Origin of the sequence: Microbacterium hibisci (assembly GCF_015278255.1) — a bacterium.
GTDB lineage: Bacteria > Actinomycetota > Actinomycetes > Actinomycetales > Microbacteriaceae > Microbacterium > Microbacterium hibisci.
Map to the genome: position 1 here is coordinate 199,560 of NZ_JADIJC010000006.1, position 22,696 is coordinate 222,255.

General features: G+C 71.4%; 22 protein-coding genes and 1 riboswitch. Of the genes, 16 read left to right on the top strand and 6 right to left on the bottom strand.

All coding sequences use genetic code 11. The annotated features are described in order from the left end of the window. The first annotated feature begins 64 nt into the window (after nt 1-64). Genes IM770_RS12985 through IM770_RS12995 form a run of 3 tightly spaced genes read left to right on the top strand, consistent with a single transcriptional unit; the run spans nt 65 to nt 2,767 of the window. Nucleotides 65-1,360: an L-fuconate dehydratase gene (locus tag IM770_RS12985; RefSeq protein WP_203581565.1), complete on the top strand. Its 1,296-nt coding sequence runs from the start codon at nt 65-67 to the stop codon at nt 1,358-1,360. Continuing rightward, nucleotides 1,347-2,324, top strand: a complete 978-nt coding sequence (locus tag IM770_RS12990; RefSeq protein WP_203581566.1) for an aldo/keto reductase — start codon at nt 1,347-1,349, stop codon at nt 2,322-2,324. Before IM770_RS12985 ends, IM770_RS12990 begins: the two co-directional genes overlap by 14 nt. 26 nt (nt 2,325-2,350) lie before the next feature. Continuing rightward, entirely contained in the window at nt 2,351-2,767 is a 417-nt protein-coding gene (locus IM770_RS12995; RefSeq protein WP_203581567.1) for an RbsD/FucU family protein, read from the top strand. A gap of 90 nt (nt 2,768-2,857) precedes the next feature. Here the strand turns inward: IM770_RS12995 and IM770_RS13000 are convergent, their stop codons facing one another. Continuing rightward, a complete protein-coding gene (locus tag IM770_RS13000; protein ID WP_203581568.1) occupies nt 2,858-4,600 on the bottom strand; it encodes a D-alanyl-D-alanine carboxypeptidase family protein in 1,743 nt (580 codons plus the stop codon). Nucleotides 4,601-4,637: 37 nt separating this feature from the next. Further along, a riboswitch (TPP riboswitch) is annotated at nt 4,638-4,747 on the top strand. Between IM770_RS13000 and IM770_RS13005 the strand changes: the two genes are divergently transcribed. From IM770_RS13005 to IM770_RS13015, 3 genes are all read left to right on the top strand, one after another. Continuing rightward, on the top strand, nt 4,740-5,384 hold the full coding sequence (locus tag IM770_RS13005; RefSeq protein WP_203581569.1) for an ECF transporter S component: 645 nt from the start codon (nt 4,740-4,742) through the stop codon (nt 5,382-5,384). Its footprint overlaps the riboswitch before it by 8 nt. A 22-nt stretch (nt 5,385-5,406) precedes the next feature. Next, a complete protein-coding gene (locus IM770_RS13010; RefSeq protein WP_203581653.1) occupies nt 5,407-6,876 on the top strand; it encodes an ABC transporter ATP-binding protein in 1,470 nt (489 codons plus the stop codon). Next, nucleotides 6,873-7,679, top strand: a complete 807-nt coding sequence (locus tag IM770_RS13015) for an energy-coupling factor transporter transmembrane component T family protein (protein WP_203581570.1) — start codon at nt 6,873-6,875, stop codon at nt 7,677-7,679. Before IM770_RS13010 ends, IM770_RS13015 begins: the two co-directional genes overlap by 4 nt. Before the next feature lie 100 nt (nt 7,680-7,779). Here IM770_RS13015 and IM770_RS13020 read toward each other — a convergent pair whose 3' ends face one another. The 3 genes from IM770_RS13020 to IM770_RS13030 are packed head-to-tail and all read right to left on the bottom strand — an operon-like array spanning nt 7,780 to nt 9,378. Next, nucleotides 7,780-8,286, bottom strand: a complete 507-nt coding sequence (locus IM770_RS13020) for an SRPBCC domain-containing protein (protein WP_203581571.1) — start codon at nt 8,284-8,286, stop codon at nt 7,780-7,782. Beyond that, nucleotides 8,283-9,008, bottom strand: coding sequence for an aminoglycoside 3'-phosphotransferase (locus IM770_RS13025; RefSeq protein ID WP_203581572.1), 726 nt, complete (start codon nt 9,006-9,008; stop codon nt 8,283-8,285). Before IM770_RS13025 ends, IM770_RS13020 begins: the two co-directional genes overlap by 4 nt. 19 nt (nt 9,009-9,027) lie before the next feature. After that, nucleotides 9,028-9,378 carry a DUF488 domain-containing protein gene (locus IM770_RS13030; protein ID WP_203581573.1) on the bottom strand — a complete coding sequence of 117 codons (351 nt, stop codon included), beginning with the start codon at nt 9,376-9,378 and terminating at the stop codon, nt 9,028-9,030. A 170-nt stretch (nt 9,379-9,548) separates the two neighbouring features. On the opposite strand from IM770_RS13030, the gene IM770_RS13035 reads away from it, so the two are divergent. From IM770_RS13035 to IM770_RS13080, 10 genes are all read left to right on the top strand, one after another. Beyond that, on the top strand, nt 9,549-10,028 hold the full coding sequence (locus IM770_RS13035; protein ID WP_239066166.1) for a hypothetical protein: 480 nt from the start codon (nt 9,549-9,551) through the stop codon (nt 10,026-10,028). Nucleotides 10,029-10,140: 112 nt separating this feature from the next. Continuing rightward, entirely contained in the window at nt 10,141-10,902 is a 762-nt protein-coding gene (locus IM770_RS13040) for an SDR family NAD(P)-dependent oxidoreductase (protein WP_203581575.1), read from the top strand. A 47-nt stretch (nt 10,903-10,949) separates the two neighbouring features. Then, nucleotides 10,950-11,726, top strand: a complete 777-nt coding sequence (locus IM770_RS13045; RefSeq protein WP_203581576.1) for an enoyl-CoA hydratase/isomerase family protein — start codon at nt 10,950-10,952, stop codon at nt 11,724-11,726. 123 nt (nt 11,727-11,849) lie between these two features. After that, nucleotides 11,850-12,689, top strand: a complete 840-nt coding sequence (locus IM770_RS13050) for an SDR family oxidoreductase (RefSeq protein ID WP_203581577.1) — start codon at nt 11,850-11,852, stop codon at nt 12,687-12,689. 23 nt (nt 12,690-12,712) lie between these two features. Then, on the top strand, nt 12,713-13,105 hold the full coding sequence (locus tag IM770_RS13055) for a VOC family protein (protein WP_203581578.1): 393 nt from the start codon (nt 12,713-12,715) through the stop codon (nt 13,103-13,105). A gap of 425 nt (nt 13,106-13,530) precedes the next feature. Further along, a complete protein-coding gene (locus IM770_RS13060) occupies nt 13,531-14,835 on the top strand; it encodes an extracellular solute-binding protein (protein WP_239066167.1) in 1,305 nt (434 codons plus the stop codon). 88 nt (nt 14,836-14,923) lie between these two features. Beyond that, complete coding sequence (locus IM770_RS13065; protein ID WP_307785456.1) at nt 14,924-15,895, top strand: carbohydrate ABC transporter permease; 972 nt, start codon at nt 14,924-14,926, stop codon at nt 15,893-15,895. Next, nucleotides 15,879-16,697, top strand: a complete 819-nt coding sequence (locus tag IM770_RS13070) for a carbohydrate ABC transporter permease (RefSeq protein WP_307785457.1) — start codon at nt 15,879-15,881, stop codon at nt 16,695-16,697. Before IM770_RS13065 ends, IM770_RS13070 begins: the two co-directional genes overlap by 17 nt. Beyond that, on the top strand, nt 16,694-19,753 hold the full coding sequence (gene lacZ / locus IM770_RS18190; protein ID WP_307785458.1) for a beta-galactosidase, LacZ type: 3,060 nt from the start codon (nt 16,694-16,696) through the stop codon (nt 19,751-19,753). Before IM770_RS13070 ends, lacZ begins: the two co-directional genes overlap by 4 nt. 1 nt (nt 19,754) lies before the next feature. Beyond that, nucleotides 19,755-20,756: a LacI family DNA-binding transcriptional regulator gene (locus IM770_RS13080; protein ID WP_203581580.1), complete on the top strand. Its 1,002-nt coding sequence runs from the start codon at nt 19,755-19,757 to the stop codon at nt 20,754-20,756. A gap of 76 nt (nt 20,757-20,832) precedes the next feature. On the opposite strand, the gene IM770_RS13085 is transcribed toward IM770_RS13080, so the two are convergent. After that, nucleotides 20,833-21,720, bottom strand: a complete 888-nt coding sequence (locus tag IM770_RS13085) for an HAD family hydrolase (RefSeq protein ID WP_203581581.1) — start codon at nt 21,718-21,720, stop codon at nt 20,833-20,835. Between the two features lie 28 nt (nt 21,721-21,748). Continuing rightward, on the bottom strand, nt 21,749-22,693 hold the full coding sequence (locus IM770_RS13090) for a hypothetical protein (RefSeq protein WP_203581582.1): 945 nt from the start codon (nt 22,691-22,693) through the stop codon (nt 21,749-21,751). Nucleotides 22,694-22,696 lie beyond the last annotated feature (3 nt).

The following is a 22,696-nucleotide window of genomic DNA, read 5'->3' on the forward strand; positions in this document are numbered from 1 at the left end:
AGACATCGGATGTTTACACTGCGAGCGGTTCGACATCGCGAGCCGTGAACCGCAGGAGAACGCCGTGAGCCGCATCGTCGCCTTCGAGACGACAGACATCCGATTCCCGACGTCGCTGAGCCTCGACGGCTCCGACGCCATGAACCCCGATCCCGACTACTCGGCCGCGTATGTGCAGATCGTGACGGATGCCGCGGACGGCGTCTCGGGTCACGCCTTCGTCTTCACGATCGGGCGCGGCAACGACGTGCAGGTCGCCGCCCTCGACGCGCTCGCCGGTCACCTCGTGGGCCGGGAGCTCGAGCCGCTCCTCGACGACATGGGCGCGACGAACCGCGAGCTCATCGGCGACTCGCAGCTGCGCTGGCTCGGGCCCGAGAAGGGCGTCATGCACATGGCGATCGGCGCCGTCGTCAACGCGCTGTGGGACATCAAGGCCAAGCGCGCGGGGCTGCCGCTGTGGCAGCTGCTCTCGCGCATGAGCCCCGAGGAACTCGTCGCGCTCGTCGACTTCCGCTATCTCGGCAACGCCCTGACGCCCGACGACGCCCTCCGGATCCTCCGCGCCGCAGAGCCGGGCCGAGACGAGCGCGAGCAGGAGCTGCTCGCGACGGGCTACCCGGCCTACACGACCAGCCCCGGTTGGCTCGGATACTCCGACGCGAAGCTGGCGCGCCTGTGCCGCGAGGCGATCGCCGACGGCTTCGGCCAGATCAAGCTCAAGGTCGGCGCCGACCTGCAGGACGACATCCGCCGCCTGCGCATCGCGCGCGAGGTGTGCGGCCCTGAGTTCCCGATCGCCATCGACGCGAATCAGCGGTGGGAGGTGCCCGAGGCGATCGCGTGGGTGAACGCCCTGGCCGAGTTCGACCTCGCGTGGATCGAGGAGCCGACGAGCCCCGATGACGTGCTCGGCCACGCCGACATCGCGCGCGGTATCGCCCCCGTTCGGGTGGCGACCGGCGAGCACGCGCAGAACCGCGTGATCTTCAAGCAGCTGCTGCAGGCCGACGCGATCTCGGTCATGCAGATCGACGCCGCCCGCGTCGGCGGCGTCAACGAGAACATCGCCAACCTGCTGCTGGCCGCCAAGTTCGGCGTGCCGGTGTGCCCGCACGCCGGCGGCGTCGGCCTGTGCGAGGCGGTCCAGCACCTGTCGATGTTCGACTTCGTGGCCGTGACCGGCACCCGCGAGGGTCGCATGATCGAGTACGTCGATCACCTGCACGAGCACTTCGTCGTGCCGACCGAGGTGCGCGGCGGCGTGTATGCGGCGCCCACCGCTCCCGGCACCGGCATGGAGATGAAGGCCGCGAGCCGCACCGCGTACGAGTTCGGGACGACGGATGCCGCGGCCTGACCGCGCCGCCCTGCAGGGTCGCCCTCTCACGCGGCTCGGCTACGGCGCGGCGAACGTCGGCAACCTGTTCCGGGAGCTCGACGACGACCAGGCCTGGGCGATCCTCGACGCGGCGTGGGAGAGCGGCATCCGCTACTACGACACCGCGCCGCACTACGGCCTCGGCCTGTCGGAGCGTCGCCTGGGCGCGTTCCTGCGGACCAAGCCGCGCGACGAGTTCGTGATCTCGACGAAGGCCGGGCGCCTGCTGCGCCCCAACCCCGACGACGACGGCGGCGTCGACCTCGCGGCGGACTTCCACGTGCCCACCACCCTGCGCCGAGAGTGGGACTTCTCCGAGGCGGGCGTGCGCGCGAGCCTCGACGAGTCGCTCGAGCGGCTGGGACTCGATCGCGTGGACGTGCTCTACTTGCACGACCCCGAGCGGCACGACCTCGACCTCGCGCTCCGCGAGGCTTTTCCGGCGCTCGAGCGGCTCCGCGCCGAGGGCGCCGTCGATGCGATCGGCATCGGCTCGATGGTCTCGGAGGCGCTCGCCGCCGCCGTCGAGACCGCGGATCTCGACCTCATCATGATCGCCGGCCGCTACACGCTGCTGGAGCAGCCCGCCGCCGACGCCGTGCTGCCCGCCTGCCACGCGCGCGGGACCGGGGTGGTCGCGGCATCCGTGTTCAACTCGGGCCTGCTCGCGAAAGACGAGCCGGAGCGCTCCGACCGGTACGAGTACGGACGGATGCCGGAGCCGCTGTGGGACCGACTGCAGGCCATCCTCGCCGTGTGCCGCGCCCACCACGTGCCGCTTCCCGCCGCGGCGGTGCAGTTCGCGCTGCGGGATCCCGCGGTGCGGTCCGTGGTCGTCGGCGGCAGCCGGCCCGAGCAGATGCGCCGCAACGCCGAGCTCATGGCGATCGACATCCCCGCCGCGCTGTGGGACGACCTCGGCGCCGACGGCCTCATCCGCTGACGCATCCGCTGACGAAAGGGATCCTCATGCTCGAGGGCATCAACCCGCTCCTGACGGGGGAGCTGCTGCTCCATCTGGACCGCATGGGCCACTCCGACGCGGTGGTGGTCGCCGACGCCCACTTTCCGGCCTGGGCGCTCGGCGCGCGCGTCGTCGACCTGCCGGGAACGACCACACCCGACGTGCTGGCCGCCGTGCGCAGCGTGGTGCCGCTCGACGATGCTCCGGCGCTCGATCTGATGGCGTCGGCGGACGGCGAGGTGCTCGACGTGCAGCGCGAGCTCGCGGCCGCCGCCGCCACCGACAGCCCGCGCTACGTCGACCGGTTCGAGTACTACGAGGTCGCGAAGTCCGCCTACGTCATCGTGCGCACCGGCGAGACCCGCAAGTACGGCAACGCGCTGCTCCGGAAGGGCGTCGTCGGGCACCCGTCGGCGGGCTGACGCGCTTTCCTCGCGCCGGCCGCCTCGTCGGCGCGCACGCCGCGAGCGGGATCGCGGAGACGGATGCCGCCACCGCCGTCCCGGCGGACGTCAGCCGTTCAGGCCGAAGAGGTCGAGCGGGTGGGTCAGCCGCCACCACGGTGACGGGTCGCTGATGTCGGCAGCGAGCTGCAGCTCGACGGCGGCGTCGTCGAGCGGCCCGGTCACGGTGAGCGAGCCGACGACGTCGCCCGCCTCGCGGCTGTCGCCCAGGTCGAAGGTGGTGTCGACCGTGCCGCTGCCGCCGTTCCACAGGATCACGGAGGCGTCGCCGGACGTGACGACCTCGACCTCGTCGCCCCACAGCGTCTCGACGACACCGGTCACCGTGCCGGCGGTCACCGACGGCTTCAACTGCAGCTCCTGCTCGAGCTGCGTGTACAGGGCGCGTGAGGCGGCCAGGCGGCTCTCGTCGTCGGGCTGGCCGAGCACCGACGCGAACAGGCGAACCGTGGTGTCGCCGATCGTGACGTCCTTCGCCGACAGCAGGTTCCACTCGTCCAGCGTGCCGGTCTTGATGCCGACGACCCCGGGGTCGGCCAGCAGGCCATTGGTGTTCTCGACGTGGCCGGCACCGGGAAGATCGACCGACTGCTTCGCGACGATCTCGGCGATCACGGGATTCCCGAGCGCCTTCTGCGCGAGGGTGATCAGCGCCTCGTTGCTGGCGGTGTTCCGGGGATCCATGCCCGTCGGCTCGTACACGGTGATGCCGGGCACCCCGTGCGTCGCGAGCCACGCCGATGCGGCGGAGGCGAACACCGCGTCGGAGGGCCAGATGCTCTGGGCGAGGCGGTCGGCGTAGTTATTCGCCGACCCGATGAGGATGCCCTCGAGCATCTGGTACTCGGTGAGCGTGCCGCCGACAGGCACGTCGAGCGCGGACTCGCCGCCCCGGCGGTACGCCCAGTAGCGGGAGTTGTCGGCCGCGGTGAACCGGTACTCGGGCCCCTGCTCACCGGGGGCGAGAGGCAGCTCGTCGAGGATCACCAGCGCGGTCAGGACCTTGGTGATGCTCGCGATCGAGTCGGCGTCGGCGGTCGATGCGAGCGTGCCCGGGATGCCGCCGACGGCCTCTGCCGCACTGCCCGCGGCCGGCCACACCGGCACCGCCGCCGGAGCGGCGATCGGTTGCACCTCCATCGCCGTCACGGTCGGGGCGACGGCGTGCAGCGGCCACAGCAGCGTCGTGCCGGCGTAGCCGGCGAGGACCGCCGCGATCGCCAGGGTGGGCACGATGACGCCCGCGCGCAGCGGAGAGCGCCGCGGGGCCTCTGCGAGCAGGTCCGCGTCGACGGTGACGTACGGGGTGGCGGCGGCGGACAGGTCGCCGGGAACGGACGGCCTGCCTACGGCGGTCTCGTCCACCCAGGCGAGGGCGGTGCGGCTTCCGCCGGCCGCGCCACCCTGAGAGGGGGTGGGCGGGAGCGTGGCGGTCGGTTCGAGCGGGCTCCACGTGGCGACCGGAGCGCTGGGCTCTGGCGCGGTGGGCGCGGGGCGCGACGGGTCGGGCACGATCTCGGCCGGCGCCGTGTCGGCGGGTGGCTCGAACACGGGCATCGTGGCGGCGCCCGCCGGTGCGCCGGCGAGCGGCACGGTCGCGATGGTCGACGGCACCGCGGGCACGTCGTCGGGGGCGGTGCTGGTCCCGGGGTGGGCGACGTCGGCGCCCTCGCTGGGCATGGTGAGGATGCTGCGTGCGGCCGCGTCAGCGTCGACGGCCGCTGTGGGGACGGCACCGGTCTGCACCCGGCGCGCGCGGCGCGTGGGAGCGGGGGTGTCGTCCGGAGTCATCCCTCCAAAATACCCGTCATCGCGGCGGTATACTTGCCGCCACAACCACGGGAGTCCGGTGAGCCGGGCTGAGAGGAAGCGACCCACGCTTCGACCGTCGAACCTGATCCGGATCATGCCGGCGCAGGGAGGAGCTCATATGCACGCGTCCACGTCCGCACCCACCCCCGTTGCGGCGGTTCCGCCCACGTCGCGCAGCCTGCGCTGGCGCGTCGTCGACATCGTGGTCGCCGCGGTGCTCGGCGTCGCGATCGGCCTGGTCTTCTGGGCATGGAACACCGTCGGGTACGCCTGGTTCATCGCGATGGACGGCCTGACGCCCGGGCTCGGCGGCCTGGCGGTCGGCATCTGGCTGATCGGCGGCGTGATCGGCGGTCTCGTCATCCGCAAGCCCGGCGCCGCCCTCCTGGTCGAGGTGATCGCCGCCATCGTCTCGATGCTGATCGGCAACGTGTGGGGTGTGTCGACCCTGCTGTCGGGTCTGGTGCAGGGGCTCGGGGCCGAGCTGATCTTCGCGCTCTTCCTGTATCGCCGCTTCACCCTGCCCGTGGCGATGCTCGCGGGCGTGGGTGCGGCCGTCGGCGCCTGGGTGTTCGAGCTGTTCTACGGCAGCTCTCCGAACATCCTCAAGACGCTCGAGTTCAACGTCATCTACCTCGTGTCGCTCGTCGCTTCGGGAGCGCTGCTCGCGGGTCTCGTCGGCTGGCTCGCCGTGCGCGGTCTCGCCGCCACCGGGGCGCTCAACCGCTTCGCCGTCGGACGCGAAGCGCGCCGCGAGGTCTGACCGGGGAGGTCTGAACGTGACCGTGACCCGACCTGCTCGCATCACTGCGGCGGGCTGGGGCTGGCGCTACGGCGGGCGCCGCGCGCCCGCCGTCCGCGACGTGTCGTTCACGATCGAGCCCGGCGAGCGCGTGCTGCTGCTCGGCGCCTCGGGCGCCGGCAAGTCGACGCTCCTCGCCGGCATGGCGGGACTCCTCGGCGGGGCCGACGAGGGTGACGAGTCCGGCGCGCTCCTCATCGACGGCGAGCGGGCGGAAGCCCACCGAGGACGCGTCGGGCTGGTCCTGCAGGACCCCGACTCGGGAGTCGTGCTGTCGAAGGTCGGCGACGATGTGGCCTTCGGCTGCGAGAACCTGGGGGTGCCGGCGCACGAGATCCCCGGGCGGGTCGCCGAGGCGCTCGACGCCGTCGGCCTCGAAGTGCCGCTCTCGCGACCCACCAAGGCGCTCTCGGGCGGGCAGAAGCAGCGGCTCGCGCTCGCCGGCGTTCTCGCGATGCGCCCCGGCGTGCTCCTCCTCGACGAGCCCACCGCCAATCTCGACCCCGAGGGGGTGCGCGAGGTGCGCGCGAGCGTCGAGCGCGCGCTCGACGAGACGGGCGCCACGCTCGTCGTGATCGAGCATCGCACCAGCGTGTGGGCCGACCTCATGGACCGCGTCCTCGTCGTGGGCGCCGACGGCGGGCTCCTCGCCGACGGTCCGCCCGCCGAGGTCTTCGCCCGCCACGGCGCCGAGCTCGCAGCGGCCGGCGTGTGGGTTCCGGGTCAGCCCGTCGACCTGCCGGTGCTCGCGGAGGCCTCGGCCGACGCGCCGGCGGCGGTGGCGGCATCCGCTCTCTCCATCTCGCGCGACCGCCGCACCATCGTGCGCGCCGGACTCGACCTGCGGGTGCCGCGGGGCGCCGCCACGATCGTCACCGGCCCGAACGGGACCGGCAAGTCCACGCTCGCGCTCACCCTCGCCGGCCTCCTGCCCGAGGCGGCAGGCGAGGTCGTCGCCGCCCCCGAGCTGGCCGGCCGCTCCGGTCGCCGCCCCTCGCGGTGGACCTCGCGCGAGCTGCTCACTCGCATCGGCACCGTGTTCCAGGAGCCCGAGCACCAGTTCCTCGCCTCGACCGTGCGCGACGAGCTCGCCATCGGCCCGCGCTCGCGAGGAGTCGACCCCGCCGCCGTCGGAGCCATCGTGGACGAGCTGCTCGAGCGGCTCCACCTGGCGCCGCTGGCCGCCGCCAACCCGTTCACACTGTCGGGCGGCCAGAAGCGCCGGCTCTCGGTGGCCACCGTGCTCGCCGACGCGCCGCCGGTCATCGTTCTCGACGAGCCGACGTTCGGGCAGGACCGCCGCGGGTGGATCGAGCTGGTGCAGCTGCTGCAGTCCGAGATCGCCGCGGGCACGACCGTCGTCGCGGTCACGCACGACGAGGACGTGCTGCGGCATCTCGGCGGACACGGCATCGACCTCGGCGCGCCCCTGGCCGCGGGGGTGGCATCGTGACCGCCGTCGACGCGCGCGCGGTCACCGACGCGACGGGCGAGGTTCCACGCGCCTGGCTCGACGGCGTCAACCCGGTCACCAAGATCGTGCTCGCCCTGCTGCTGTCGGTGCCGCTGTTCGCCTCGATCGACGTCACGAGCGCGCTCGTGGCCATCGCGCTGCAGCTCGCCTGCATCCCGCTCACGGGGCTCGGCGTCATGACGGTGCTCAAGCGGATGCTGCCGATCATCGTGTTCGCGCCCGTCGCGGGCGTCAGCATGCTGCTGTACGCCGAGCCCGGCGGCACGGTCTACTGGTCGTTCTGGTACGCGACGATCAGCGACGAGTCGATCGCGCTCGCCGTCGCGGTGTGCCTGCGGGTGATCGCACTCGGCCTGCCGACCATCCTGCTCTTCGGCCGAACCGACCCCACCGAGCTCGCCGACGCGCTCGCTCAGGTGGCCAGACTGCCGTCGCGGTTCGTGCTCGGCGTCCTGGCGGGCACGCGCACGCTGGGGCTGTTCCTCGACGACTGGCGCAGCATGCAGCTCGCGCGCCGCGCCCGCGGCGTCGGCGACACGGGTGCGGTCCGCCGGTTCTTCTCGATGGCGTTCGTGCTGCTCGTCTTCGCCGTGCGCCGCGGCACCAAGCTCGCTATGGCGATGGAGGCCCGCGGGTTCGGGTCCGGCATTCCGCGCACGTGGTCGCGGCCGTCGCGCCTGCACCCCCGCGACCTGGTGGCCCTGCTGGGCGGCACCGCGATCATGGCCGTCGCGATCGGGGCGGCGATCGCCGCGGGCACCTTCCGGTTCGTCTGGTCCTGACCCTCGTCGGCGGCCGGACACGTTTCGTCTTCGGGCGCCCGAGCGCCCTCCGCTCGAGGACCGGTGCCCGGTCGTCGACCTGGACGCCCCCGAACGAACGTCAGTCCGCGGCGACGAGACGCTCGTAGCCCGGTTGCAGCGCGGGGAAGTAGTCGTCCCACTTCACCCCGGCGACGTCGACCCCCGCCTGCGCGGCGACGAGGCGGTCGAGGTAGTACTCCCAGCCCGGGCCGATCGAGCCGACGTCCTCGCCCGGGTTGAGGCGCTGGCCGAAGGTCAGCACGGTGTCCCCGGGGGAGTCCTCGGCGAGCTCGAACCACAGATGCCACGCACCGCCGCCCTGCGAGGTGTCGCCGGCGAAGCGCCGCGGGCGATCGCACTCGAGGATCGTGTACTCCTCGGGCTCGGCATCCTGCCCCTCGGCCGTCATGTAGAACGTGACGTGTCCGCCGGCGGGGTCGCCCTCCCAGCGACCGATCCAGGCCTCGAGCAGCTCGGACTCGGTGAGGTGGCGCCACACCTCGTCGGCGGACGCGCGGAATCGCCGCAGGATGACGAGGTTCGGTGCGCCGTCGATCTTCGCCACGGTGCCGGTGATGTCGGTCATGTCGCGTTCCAGAGCTCCCGGTAGTACGACAGGCGCTCGCGATCCGGTGCGATCCCGTACGCCTCGATGAGGGCGTCCTCCCATCCCTCGCCATAGTTCCACGCCGTCGACATCGACGCCACGGCGATGTCGGCCCACCGGTCCGCGACGCCGAGCGTGCCGAAGTCGACGTGACCGGTCCACCGGCCGTCGTCGCCGATCAGCGTGTTCGGGCAGCAGGCGTCGCCGTGGCAGACGACGAGCCGGTCAACGGGCGGCGGCTCGCGCAGCGCTTCGGGAACACGGATGCCGCGTCCCGCCGCGTTCGCGACGCGCGCCGGCACGCCCCAGTCGAAAGGGCAGTCGGCCACGGGCAGCGCATCGTGGAGGGCCCGCAGTCCCTCGCCGACGGCGCGGACGGCGGTGGCGGCATCCGTGATCCAGCGCGGATCGACCGCCGAGCGACCGGGGATCGCGGCCGTGACCATCCACTCGTGCGTCTCGTCGCCGCCCTCTTCGAGCACGCGAGGCGCCGTGACGTGCGGGGTGGCCCACCGCAGGCGCGCGGCCTCGCCGGCGAACGAGGACTCGTCGTTGCGCGGCCCGTGCTTGACGTACCGGCCGTCGTCGGTGCGGAACGTCACGCCGCCGTAGTCGTTGCGCCACACCGGGGTGAGGGCCGCACCGCGCGCGAGCGCGCGCACCCGCGGCGGAACTTCGACGTCGTCGGCGGGGATCGTCACGATCCCATCCTGCCGGGCATCAGGCCTCGAGAGCCTCGCGGAGGATCAGCGCGTGGTTGTGGGCGTCGTCGTGCACGGCGTGAAGAAGGGTCACCACGGGATGCGACGCGAGCTCTGCCCGCAGCGAGGCGACGGCTGTGCGGGTCGGGCCCTCGAGTTCTGCGCGGTACGCCGCCTCGAACTCGGACCACGGCAGGCCGTCGTGGTGGAAGGCCTTGCGCAGCTCGGTCGACGGTGCCACCTCCTTCGCCCAGAGGTCGACGGCGGCGCGCTCCTTCGAGAGCCCGCGCGGCCAGAGGCGGTCGACCAGCACCCGGAATCCGTCCTCGGGCGCCGGGTCGTCGTACACGCGCTTGAGCCGGATCTCCATGGGCCCCATCCAACACCCGGTCCGACGGCCGCGGCAGTCCGGACCCCGGTCAGCGCCCACCACGCCCGGCGGGCCGCGGCGGTGTACGACGACCGGATGGCAGCCCGGGCGGCGGTCCGTGATGGGATGGGAGCATGCCCACCGTGCGCGCCACCCGCAGGCGAGGTCCGATGACGGCCCTGGAGGGTGAGGCGCCGGCGCTCGCGATCGGCGACGTCGCCGTACGCCACATCCGCCTCACCTCCGACGGACTGACGCTGTGGCTGGGCGACCGATCCGGCCCCGCGCTGCCGTGGGACGGGGTCCGCGCCGTGACCCTCGAGCCGCCGACGACGCGCTGGCTTCACCCCGCGGTGGCCGACTCGTTCGGCCCGCTCCTCGAGGGCATCCTGGGCGGCGGACTCTCCGACCAGCCGGAGGCGGCGCCCACGTTCCCGGTGCGCATCGCCGCCAACGACGGCGGGGTCGTGGAGTGGAACGTCACCCAGCACTACCTCTCGGGCTACCGCCCCCGCGAGGTGAGGGCGACACAGGGGCTGCTCGAGTACCTCGTCGCCCGCGCCGAGGCGCGCGTGCTGCTCGGGCGGCCCGCCGAGCTGATCGACCGCATCTCGGCGCTGGTGAGGGTGAGGCCGGTCATCGCGGAGTGACCGCGCGTGCGTCCCCGGCTAGCCTGAGGATGCGGGTGCCGGAACGCGTGGGACTCAGTCCCGCGTATGCTGATACGCGGTTCCGCAGAATCCGGACTTCGAAGGAGAATCCATGGACCTCACGGGTGCCTCCGCCCTCGTCACCGGCGGTGCGAGCGGCCTCGGCCTCGCCACGGCCCGTCGCCTGGCATCCGCCGGCGCCGCCGTCACGATCGTCGACCTGCCGTCCTCTCCGGGCGCCGTGATCGCCGCGGAGCTCGGCGGATCGTTCGCTCCGGCCGACGTCACCGACCCGGAGCAGGTGGCATCCGCCGTCGCCGCGGCCGCGGCATCCGCCCCCCTCCGCGTCGTGGTGAACTGCGCCGGCATCGCCCCGCCCGCCAAGGTGCTGGATCGCGAGGGCAACCCGTCGCCGCTCGAGGGCTTCGAGCGGATCATCCGCGTCAACCTCATCGGCACGTACAACGTCATCGCGCAGGCCTCGGCGGCGATCGCGAAGACCGAGCCCACCGCCGCCGGCGACCGGGGCGTCATCGTCAACACCGCGAGCGTCGCGGCGTTCGACGGGCAGATCGGGCAGCCCGGCTACTCGGCGTCGAAGGGCGGCGTGCACGCGATGACGCTGCCCATCGCCCGCGAGCTCGCGCGCTACGCCATCCGCGTCGTCACCATCGCCCCCGGCATCATGGAGACCCCGATGCTCGCGTCGCTCCCGCAGGCCGCGCAGGACTCGCTCGGCGAGCAGGTGCCGTATCCGCAGCGCCTCGGCAAGCCCGACGAGTACGCCCGCCTGGTGATGTCGATCGTCGACAACGGCTACCTCAACGGTGAGACCATCCGCCTCGACGGTGCTATTCGGATGGCTCCCCGATGATCCGCCATCGTGCCATCCGCATGGCGCCGAAGTAAGGAGACCGACGAATGAGCGATTCGATCCTCGTCGCGCGCGACGGCGCGCTCGCGCGCGTGACCTTCAACCGCCCGGCCTTCCTCAACGCGATGGGCTTCGAGATGGGCCGCCGGTGGCGCGATGTCGCCCACGAGCTCACGTCTGACGCCTCGGTCGGGGCGATCGTGCTGGATGCCGCAGGCCCGGCGTTCTGCGCCGGCGGCGACGTGTTCGAGATGTCGACCTCGGGCGCGGTCGGCGCCGACGTGACGTCGGCGGCGCACACGATCCACGACGGCATCCGCACCTTCGTGGAGTCCGACAAGCCGATCGTCGCCGCCGTCCAGGGTGCCGTCGCGGGCGGCGGGCTCGGTCTGATGCTCACCGCCGACTACATCGTCGCGTCCGAGCAGGCGAAGTTCGTCAGCAAGTACGCGAACATCGGCCTCACGCCCGACCTCGGCGTCTCGACGCTGCTGCCGGCCGCCGTCGGCCAGCGCCGCGCGCTGCAGCTGCTGCTGCAGGACCTCACGATCGACGCCGAGACCGCGCTCGACTGGGGTCTCGTGACCGAGGTGGTTCCGGCGGAGGAGGTCGCCGCGCGGGCTGAGGCGGTCGCGCGCTTCTGGCTCGACAACGCCACCGGGGCGTTCGGTCAAGCCAAGCGCCTGGTGCGCACCGGCGCCCACCGCACGTTCGCCGAGAACCTCGACGACGAAGCCGCCTCGATCGGGGCCCGCTTCGACACCGACGAGGCGAAGGCGCGCGTCGCCGCCTTCGCCGCAGCATCCGCCAAGTCCCGTTCCTGATTCCCGAGCCTCCATCGACCAACCGCGTTCTCGCCGAGCGACCACACTCCCGGCGCCGACGACACGGTGCCTCGGCGAGAAACCACGATCTCGACACCGGGCAACACCCGAAAGGACCATGACATGAGCGACAAGCCCCTCGCCGGCAAGACCATCCTGATGTCGGGCGGCAGCCGCGGCATCGGCCTGGCGATCGCGCTGCGCGCGGCGCGCGACGGCGCCAACATCGCGCTGCTGGCCAAGACCGACACCCCGCACCCCAAGCTCGAGGGCACCGTGCACTCGGCGGCGGAGCAGATCCGCGCGGCGGGCGGCAACGCCCTGCCGATCGTCGGCGACGTGCGCAACGACGACGACGTGACCGAGGCCGTGCTGAAGACGCAGGGCGAGTTCGGCGGCATCGACATCGTCGTCAACAACGCGTCGGTCATCGACCTGTCGCGCTCGCTCGACCTCGAGGCCAAGAAGTACGACCTCATGCAGGACGTCAACGTGCGCGGCACCTTCATGCTCTCGCGCGCGGCGGTGCCGATCCTGAAGGATGCCGCGAACCCGCACATCCTCTCGCTGTCGCCGCCGCTCAACCTGTCGCCGAAGTGGCTGGGTGCCCACACCGGCTACACGCTCGCGAAGTACGGCATGACGATGGCGACCCTCGGTCTCGCGGCGGAGTTCGCCGCCGACGGCATCGCCGCGAACACGCTGTGGCCGCGGACCACGATCGCCACCGCCGCGGTGCAGTTCGCGCTCGGCGGCGACCGCATGATGAAGGTCAGCCGCACGCCCGAGATCTACGCCGACGCGGCATACGAGATCGTGACGCAGCCGTCGCGCGCGTACACCGGTCAGACGCTCATCGTCGAGGACGTGCTCGAGGCCGCCGGCGTGACCGACTTCTCGGGCTACGCCGCCGTGCCGGGCACCCCCGACGACGCGCTGTTCCCCGACATCTTCCTCGACTGACTGGGGCGGCGTACGGTGGCCGCATGATCGTCCGGTCGCTGTTCCCGATCCTGGCCACGCCCGATCTCGCCCGCCTCGCGGGCTTCTACGAAGCCGCGCTCGGGGCGAGCGTCGCGTACCGCTTCCCGGCCGAGGACGGCAGCGGCGACGTCTACGTGTCGCTCGCGCTCGGCGGCGCATCGCTGGGCATCGGCCTCGACCCGGCGGCATCCGAACCCGCTGCGCACGACCGCGTCGCCCTCTGGTTCTACGTGGACGACGTCGACGGTGCGTTCCGCGACGCGGTGGCCGCCGGCGCGACCGTCGTGCGAGAGCCCGCCGACATGCCGTGGGGCGAGCGCGTCGCCCAGGTGCGCGACGTCGACGGCAACCTCGTGAATCTCGGCGCCGAACCGCGTCCCGCGGCCGAAGGCTGACCCGCCGAGGCGCGCCGCGCACCCGAAGGCTGACCCGGCGAGGCGCGCCGCGCACACGCCGGGACGCGGCATCCGTCGCCGTCTCCCACCGTGCCGCACGCATGCCGGAAGCGCCGTCGGCGTCGGTGCGGAACGGCGTTCGCGGGCCTCGTGCTCGATGATGAGAATCCGCGAAAACACTAGCGTGGTGACGTTACCAGTGCTAGCTTTCCATCGGAATCAGAAGAAGGCGTGCTCACCGGAGAGCACCATGATGCGAAGCCGCATCGCCACCCAGCTCCGAGGAGACTCCCGCCTGCCCGGCGGGCGATCCGACGCGCCCTCCCGCTGATCCGCCGGCACGCCGCACGGCACCATGCGCGACGGCCGGGATGCCGAGGCGCACGCCTCGGCGCCATGGAATCCACGGAAGGATCTGCAATCCCATGAAACGCTCCACCAAGCTGTCCGCGGGGGCCATCGCACTCGCCCTGCCGCTGGCTCTGACTCTGACGTCGTGCAGCGGCACGGGCGGTGACTCCGGCGGCGAGGGCGACGGCGACAACACGCTCACCGTCTGGACCTGGGACCCGGCGTTCAACATCTACGCGATGGAGGAGGCCGAGAAGGTCTATCAGGAGGACAACCCCGACTTCGAGCTCGAGATCGTGGAGGTGCCCTGGGACGACCTCCAGACCAAGCTCACCACGATCGCGCAGTCGCAGGCCTTCGACGAGCTGCCCGACATCTTCCTGATGCAGAACAACGCGTTCCAGAAGAACGGGCTCAACTACCCCGACCTGTTCTCCGACTTCAGCGAGTCCGACATCGACTTCTCGGAGTTCCCCGAGTCGGTCGTCGAGTACTCGACCATCGACGGCGTCAACTACGGCGTGCCGTTCGACGCCGGCACGGCCATCACGGCGCTGCGGACCGACGTCCTCACGGAGGCGGGCTACACCGTCGACGACTTCACCGACATCACGTGGGACCAATACCTCACGCTCGGAGAGGACGTCCTCGCGAAGACCGGCCAGCCGCTGCTGTCGGGCCAGGCGGGGTCGGCCGACATCCCGATGATGATGCTCCAGTCCGCCGGCGCGAGCCTGTTCGACGACGAGGGCAACCCCACCATCGTCGACAACGAGGCGCTCGAGGCGGCCATCGACGTCTACACGCAGCTCGTCGAGGCCGGTGTGCTGGTCGAGGTCAACTCGTGGGACGAGTACATCGGCACGCTGGTCAACGCGAACGTCGCGGGCACGATCAACGGCATCTGGATCGTGGGCTCGATCCAGACCGCCGAGGACCAGGCCGGCAATTGGGGTGTCACCAACCTCCCCAAGCTCGAGGGCATCTCGGGCGCGACCAACTACTCCGCCAACGGCGGATCGTCGTGGGCGATCTCGTCGAACGCGGATGTCGAGCTCGCCTCGGACTTCCTGGCGGCGACCTTCGCCGGCTCGACCGAGCTGTACGACACGATCCTGCCGAAGGCGGGTGCCGTGGCCAACTGGATCCCGGCGGGTGACAGCGACGTCTACAACCAGCCGATCGACTTCTTCGGCGGTCAGCCGATCTTCGCCGACGTCGTCGCCTTCGGCCCCGAGGTGCCGTCGAACAACACCGGTGCGTACTACTACGAGGCCCGCGACGCCGTCAGCACGGCCATGACGCAGATCATGGGCGGCACCGACCCCGCGACCGCGCTCGAAGAGGCGCAGGCCAACGTCGAGTTCGCCATGCAGTGACCCACGAGGGTCGGTCCGGCCGGGCGGTGACCCCGCCCGGCCGGACGACCACCGTGATCCTGATCGCACGAGGAAAGAGACGGACCCCGTGGCCTCCGACGTGAAGACGCGCACCAAGGCACCCGGGCGGCGGAACGCCCCGCCCCCGCTGAACAACTACATCGGCGACCGCAAGCCGTGGCTCAGCAACGCGCGCCGCCGCAGCCTCACCGGGTGGGGCTTCCTGCTCCCGGCCGCGCTGCTCATCCTGTTCATGAGCTTCATCCCGATGGCGCAGGCGTTCGTGCTGTCGCTCCAGACCGGGCGCGGCACCCGGCTCGAGTTCGCCGACCCGCTCTGGTACAACTACCAGCGCCTGCTCAACGATGAGATCTTCAAGCTCACGCTGACGAACACCTTCATCTACCTGATCATCCAGGTGCCGATCATGCTGGCGCTCGCGCTGGTGCTCGCGAACCTGCTCAACAACCCGAAGCTGCGCTTCAAGGCCCTGTGGCGCACCGCCATCTTCCTGCCCTGCGCCGTGTCGCTCGTGTCGTACTCGCTGGTGTTCCGGACGCTGTTCGCGAACGACGGCTTCGTCAACGACATGCTGCTCGGGGTCGGCGTGATCGACGGCCCCATCAACTGGCTGGGCCAGGCCGACACGGCGCGATTCGTGATCATCCTCGGTCTTCTCTGGCGGTGGACCGGCTACAACATGGTCTTCTACCTGGCGGCCCTGCAGAACATCGACCACTCGAGCGTCGAGGCCGCGCGCATGGACGGCGCCAACGCGTTCCAGACGTTCTGGTACGTCACCGTGCCGCAGCTGAAGCCCATGATCGTGCTGACGGCGATCCTGTCCATCAACGGCACCCTGCAGCTGTTCGACGAATCATGGGCCCTGACCCGCGGCGGTCCGGCCTACCAGACCATGTCGATGGCGCACTACCTCTACGAGGTGTCGTTCCAGAAGAACCCCAACTTCGGCTACGCAGCGGCGATCTCGTACGTGATCCTCATGCTCGTCGCCATCCTCTCGTTCATCCAGATGAAGGTCGGTGACAAGCGTGATTGACAAGCTCCGCGGCGTTCCCGGGTACGCCCTGCTCACGTTCTGGGCGCTGTTCTCGATCTTCCCGCTGTACTTCATGTTGGTCTCCGCGACCAACACCAGCCAGGACGTGCTGTCTTCGCGGATGCTCCCCGGCACGGCGCTCTTCGAGAACATCGCCACGCTGTTCACGACGCAGAACGTCGTCGGCGCCATGACGAACTCGTTCCTCATCGCGGTGGGGACGACCCTACTGGCGCTGGCGGTGTGCTCCATCGCCGGCTACGGGTTCGAGGTGTATCACTCCAAGGGCAAGGACGTCGTGATGGCGATCCTGCTCCTCGCGATGATGATCCCCTTCGCCGCCACGATGATTCCGCTGTTCCAGCTGTTCGCGCGCGTGGGCATGGTGAACTCGCTGTGGGCGGTCGTGATCCCGATGATCTCGACGCCGTTCCTCATCCTGCTGTTCCGGCAGGCGTCGCGGTCGTTCCCGCACGAGATCATCGAGGCGGCCCGCATCGACGGGCTGAGCGAGTTCTCGATCTTCTCGCGCATCTACGTGCCGACGATGCGCTCCACCTTCGCGGCCGCCGCCGTCATCACGTTCATGATGGCGTGGAACAACTTCCTGTGGCCCAAGGTCATCCTGGTCAACAACAGCGTGCTCACGATGCCGATGCTCACGGCGAACATCAGCGCGGGGTACGTGACCGACTACGGCGTGCTGATGCTCGCCGTGCTGCTGTCGTCGCTGCCGACGATGATCGTGTTCTTCCTCCTGCAGCGGCAGTTCGCGCAGGGGATCACGGGGGCGGTCAAGTGAGTCTCGACATCATCGACATCCAGGACGAGCGGTCCGGCGACGAGGTTGCGGCATTCGATGCCTCGCGCATCGCCGATCCGCGCTTCGTCTGCGAGAACCGCAGGCCCGCGCATTCGGATCACCGCTGGTTCCGGAGCGCCGCCGAGGCGGCCGAGGGAGTCAGCGGCTACGAGCAGTCGCTCGCGGGCCGCTGGAAGATCCACTACGCGAAGAACCCCGCCGCGGCGCCGGCCGGATTCTTCGAGCTCGGCCATGACTGCGACAGCTGGGACGACATCCCCGTCCCCGCTCACATCCAGCTGCACGGCTACGACCGTCCGCAGTACGTCAATGTGCAGTACCCGTGGGACGGCGTCGAGCAGGTCGAGCCGGGGCAGGTGCCCGAGCGGTACAACCCGGTCGCGTCGTACGTGAGGACGTTCACGCTCGACCGGCCCGTCGAGCCGGGCGAGACGGTGAGCGTCAGCTTCCTCGGGGCGGAGAGCGCCGTCGCGGTGTGGCTCAACGGCCGCTACCTCGGCTACGCGACCGACAGCTTCACGCCGTCGGAGTTCGACGTGACCGACGCCCTCGTCGAGGGCGAGAACAAGCTCGCCGCGCAGGTGTTCAAGTTCTCCAGCGGCTCGTGGCTCGAGGACCAGGACTTCTTCCGCTTCTCCGGCCTCTTCCGCGACGTCGTGCTCTATCGGCGTCCGGCCGCCCACGTCGAGGATCTCCGGGTCGAGGTCGAGCTGCCCGCCGACGGCGAGACGGCCGACATCGCGGTGCGGATCGACCTGCGCGGAGACGGATCGGTGCACGCGCGGATCGACGGGGTGGGAGAGCTCGAGGATCGCGGCGACGGCGTGCGCGGCATCCGTCTCCACAATCCCCGGCTGTGGAGCCCCGAGCACCCGGCGCTCTACGAGGTCGAGCTCGAGGTGCGCGATGCCGCCGGTGAGGTGGTGGAGGTGATCGTGCAGCCGGTCGGCGTGCGGCGCTTCGCGATCGAAGACGGCGTGCTGGCGCTGAACGGACGCCGCGTGGTGTTCTTCGGCGTGAACCGGCACGAGTTCGGACTGTCGGGGCGCGTGCAGACGGCCGCCGAGATCGAGGCGGATCTGCTGGCGCTGAAGGCCGTCGGTGTCAACGCGGTGCGCACCAGCCACTATCCAAACAGCACCGTGTTCTACGAGCTCGCCGACCGGCATGGCCTCATGGTCATCGACGAGATGAACCTCGAGAGCCACGGCATCTGGGACCGCGTGCGCAAGCTCGACGCCCCGATCGGCGACGCCGTGCCGGGTGATCGCCCCGAGTGGCTGCCGGCGCTGCTGGATCGCGCCGCCAGCATGTACGAGCGCGACAAGAACCACCCGAGCGTCGTGATGTGGTCGTGCGGCAACGAGTCCTTCGGGGGCACCACGCTGCGCGACGTCGCCGCATACTTCCACGAGGTCGATCGACGGCCCGTCCACTACGAGGGCGTGCACTGGGACCCGCGGTACCCCGAGACCACGGATGTCGTCAGCCAGATGTACACGCCCGCGGCCGAGGTCGAAGACTTCCTGCGGCAGCACCGGGAGAAGCCGTTCATCCTGTGCGAGTACGCCCATGCGATGGGCAACTCGTTCGGTGCGGTCGACGAGTACATCGAGCTCGCCTACCGCGAGCCGCTGTTCCAGGGCGGGTTCATCTGGGACTTCGCCGACCAGGCCATCGCCCTGACCGACCGCTACGGCAAGCCGTACTACGGCTACGGCGGCGACTTCGGCGACGCCCCGCACGACGCCGAGTTCTGCGGCAACGGCATCTTCTTCACCGACCATTCGCCGACCCCCAAGCTCCAGGAGGTCGCGTACCTCTACCAGGGTCTCAAGATCGACATCGGCGACGACGCCGTCACCGTGCACAACCGCCTGCTCGACACCCCGAGCAGCGCATACCGCTGCGTGGTGAGCCTTACCCGTGAGGGTCGCGTGCTGCGCGAGGTCGAGCTCGCGACCGACGTCGCGCCCGGCGAGACGGGGACGATCGCGCTGCCCCTCGCCGTCCCCAGCGCGGCCGGCGAGTACGCCGTCGACGTCTCCTTCCGGCTGCGCGCGGCGACCGCGTGGGCTGCGGAAGGCCACGAGGTCGCCCGCGAGCAGCGGGTGGTCGCGGTGGGAGCGCCGCCGGCCCGGGTCGCCGCGCCCGCACCAGAACTGATCCGCGGCGCCCACAATGTCGGCGTGCGCGGGGCCGGCTTCAGCGCGCTGTTCTCGACCCTCTACGGCGGGCTCAGCTCGTACCGCTTCGGCATGACGTCCGACGGCGGCCGCGAGCTGCTGACGTCGATGCCCCGGCCGCACTTCTGGCATGCGCCCACCTCGAACGAGCGCGGGTGGGAGGCGCCGTTCGAAGACGGGCAGTGGCTGCTGGCGAGCCGGTACGGACGGGTGCGCGAGCCGCTGACGAGCACGCGGGTCGAGACGGATGCCGCGGCCGTGACCGTCACGTACTCCTACGAGCTGCCCACCCGGCCCGCGACGACGTGCGACGTCTCGTACCGCGTCGACGGCACCGGGCGCGTCGAGGTGACCGAGACGCTGCACCTCGTCGACGGACTGCCGAGCCTGCCGGAGTTCGGGATGCTGCTCACGACGCTTCCGGAATTCCACCGGCTGCGCTGGTACGGCGAGGGTCCGGAGGAGTGCTACGTGGATCGCCGGGGCGGCGCGCGCGTCGGCGTGTACGATCGCGACGTGACGACGGAGCTCACCCCGTACCTGCGACCGCAGGAGGCCGGCAGCCGCACGGGGGTGCGATGGGCCCAAGTCACCGACGCGCGCGGCGCGGGACTTCGCGTGGAGGCCGACGGCACGATGGAGTTCTCGGCGCTGCCGTGGACGCCCGACGAGATCGAGAGCGCGCTGCATCACACCGAGCTGCCCCCCATCCACCGCACGGTGCTGCGACCCGCGCTGATGCGGCGGGGAGTCGGCGGCGACGACTCGTGGGGCGCGCGCACGCTGGCCCAGTACCACCTGCCCACCAGCGGCGACCTGGAGTTCCGCTTCGCCTTCCGAGGGGTATGAGGTGACGGAACGCCGCACGTCGCTGCGGGATGTCGCGCAGGCCGTGGGCGTCTCCGTCCAGACCGTCTCCCGTGTCGCGAACGGCGAGCCGAACGTCGCCGCCGAGAAGCGCGAGCTCGTGCTCCTGAAGATGCGCGAGCTCGGCTACCGGCCCAACGCGGCAGCGCGTGCGATCCGGCGCGGGTCCTTCCGCACGGTGGGCGCCGTGTACTACAACCTGCACTGGGTCGGCACCCACCGCACGCTGGAGGAGATCTCGGAGCGGGCCGCCGAGAGCGGGTACGCGACGACGCTCATGCCGCTCGCGGTGACGTCGGGCCAGGCGGCGAACGGCGCCTTCACGCGTCTGGGCGAGATGGCCGTCGACATGCTCATCGTCATCCTTCCGGAGCCGTTCGGGGCGGACGAGGCCCTGCATCTTCCGGAGGGCGTGCCCACGGTGGTGCTCGGTCCTCCCATGATCGACGGCATATCGTCGGTGGACTTCGACCCCGACGTCGGCGCGCGCGAGGCCGTCCGCCATCTGCTCGCGCTGGGCCACGAGACCGTCCACCACATCACCGGCCCGGCCGTCTCGTTCTCGGCTCAGGCGCGCGTGCGCGCCTGGCGCGAGGTGCTGACCGAGAACGGCCGCCCCGTCCCCGACGCCGTGCCCGGCGACTGGAGCCCGATGTCGGGCTACCAGGCCATGCGACGGCTGCTCGATGACACGCACCCCACGGGGGTCTTCGTCGCCAACGACCAGATGGCGCTGGGGGCGTATCGCGCGATCACCGAGGCGGGGCTGCGGATCCCCGACGACATCTCCGTCGTCGGCTTCGACGACATCGACGAGGCCGAGATGTTCGCGCCTCCGCTCACCACGGTTCGGCAGGACTGGGGAGTGCTCGGCCGGGAGTCGCTGCGCGTCGCACTGCAGCTGACGGGGGGCGCGCCGCCCGAGCACGTCCGGCTGCCCACGCGGCTCGTGGTCCGCGACTCGACGGCCCCGCCGCGCGGCTGACCTCCGGCAGCGCCGCAGGCGCGGGGTCGGTCGCGGCCGCCGGGCGCGGGGCCGGTCGCGGCCGCCGGCACGGGGCTCAGATCAGGCCGAGGCGCCGGAAGGCGTTCGCGATGCCGTCGTCGAGCACGTCGGTGGTGACGAAGTCGGCGAGCTCCTTCAGCTCGGCGTGGGCGTTGCCCATCGCGACGGCCACCCCGCAGACCTCGAACATCTCGATGTCGTTCCAGCTGTCTCCGATCGCCACCGCATCGGCCGCATCGAGGCCCAGGTGCTCCAGCAGCAGCTCGATCGCCGACCCCTTGGTGGTGTCGCGCTCGTTGATCTCGCCGTTCGACCCGCCGGGCAGCGGCATGCTGCCCGGCACGATGAGGAACTCGTCGCCGAGGTCGGCACGCAGCTCTTCGAGCCCCTCCTCGTGGTCGCTTACGAACACCGCCTTGTCGATGCGGTCGAGGTCGGCGTCGTCGGCGCGGGGGAAGGTCCGCTGCGCGAGACCGACGAGCGAGTCCTCGGGTCGCACCTCTTCCCCGGCGGCTTCTCGGGCGTCGAGCGCGGCGGCGTAGTCGCGCATCAGCTCGGCCATGTCGTCGCTCGCGTAGACGCCGTCGCGGGTCTGCAGGAAGTAGCGGATGCCGCGGCTGCGCATCGCCGTCAGCATCCGCTCCGCCGCCTCCCGCGTGAGCGGACGGTCGACGACCACCTCGTCGCCCGACACCACGAGGGCGCCGGAGTTCGTCACGGCGCCGTCGAACCCGATCTCGGCGACGCGCGGGTGGATGTCGGAGGCCGACCGGCCGGTGCTGAGGTACACCAGGTGGCCCGCGGCGCGGGCCGCGCGGATCGCCGGTGCGGTCGACGGCGCGACGTTCACGCCGTGCTCGAGGATGGTGCCGTCGACGTCGAGGAAGATGATGCGGCGGCGCTGCGGGTCGCGGCCGTCCGGCGGCGCTGCGTCGGCGTTCACGACACCAAGGTAGCCCGGATGGCCGGTCTCAGGGCGGAGGGGCCTCACCCGTCATCACGGTCACCCGGTTGTCGGCGTGCCACCAGAACCCGAGCCGCTCGTCGTCGTCCATCCCCGGTGGGCGCTCGGCCGCCGGGACCAGCCCGGCCGGCACCGACACCACGAGCGCCGCGTTCTCGCGCAGCACCGCGGGGACGCACCGCCCGCGGGCCACGGAACCCCGCTCGATGAGCAGGCAGTGCTCCTGCTGGATGACCCCCGTCGCGCCGGCGATCCATACGTCCCAGCCGTAGTACTCGCCGAGCTCGGTCGCCCAGTCCATGTCGCCGCTCGTGGGGAAAGACGGCACGTACCGCTCGCTGGGAAGACCGATGTCGTGGCCGAACGCGCCGTCGAGCGGGATCTCGAGGAGCACCTGAGCGTCCCGGTCGCGCGCGAACGAGTACGCCTCGCGGCCCTCGATGCGGGGCGCCGGTGGCGACGACGTCGGCGTGGGCGCGGCCTCGGACTCCACCGTGACCAGGCGGGAGCCCCACACGCCCACGCCGATCAGCGTCACGAAGGCGGCCGCCACGCCGATGAGCCATCCGTGGCGGCGCGCAGCGGCGGGCTCGGGCTGCCTCTGATCCGGCGACGGGGACGGATGCCGCAGCCCGTCGTCGGCGCGGATGTCCCCGCCCGCCCCGGCATGAGGGTCGCGCTCGCCGACGCGGGGGAGTGGCGCGTCCCGCTCGGCCGGTTCCGGGGAGCCGGCTGCCGGTGCACGCGCGCCCGCCGCAGCCGCGTCCGCCGCGATCGCACGGCCGGTCGCCACCGCGTGCTCGCGGGCGGCGGCCTCGGCGTGCTCCTGTCGGGCGAGGTCCTCGAGCGCGATCAGCCGGGCGAGCGCAGCGGGGTCGGCGTCGATGTCGGGGAGCGGTCCGAAGGCGCGGCGACGCAGAGCCGCCAGCTCGGCGCGGTCCGCGGCATCCATCTC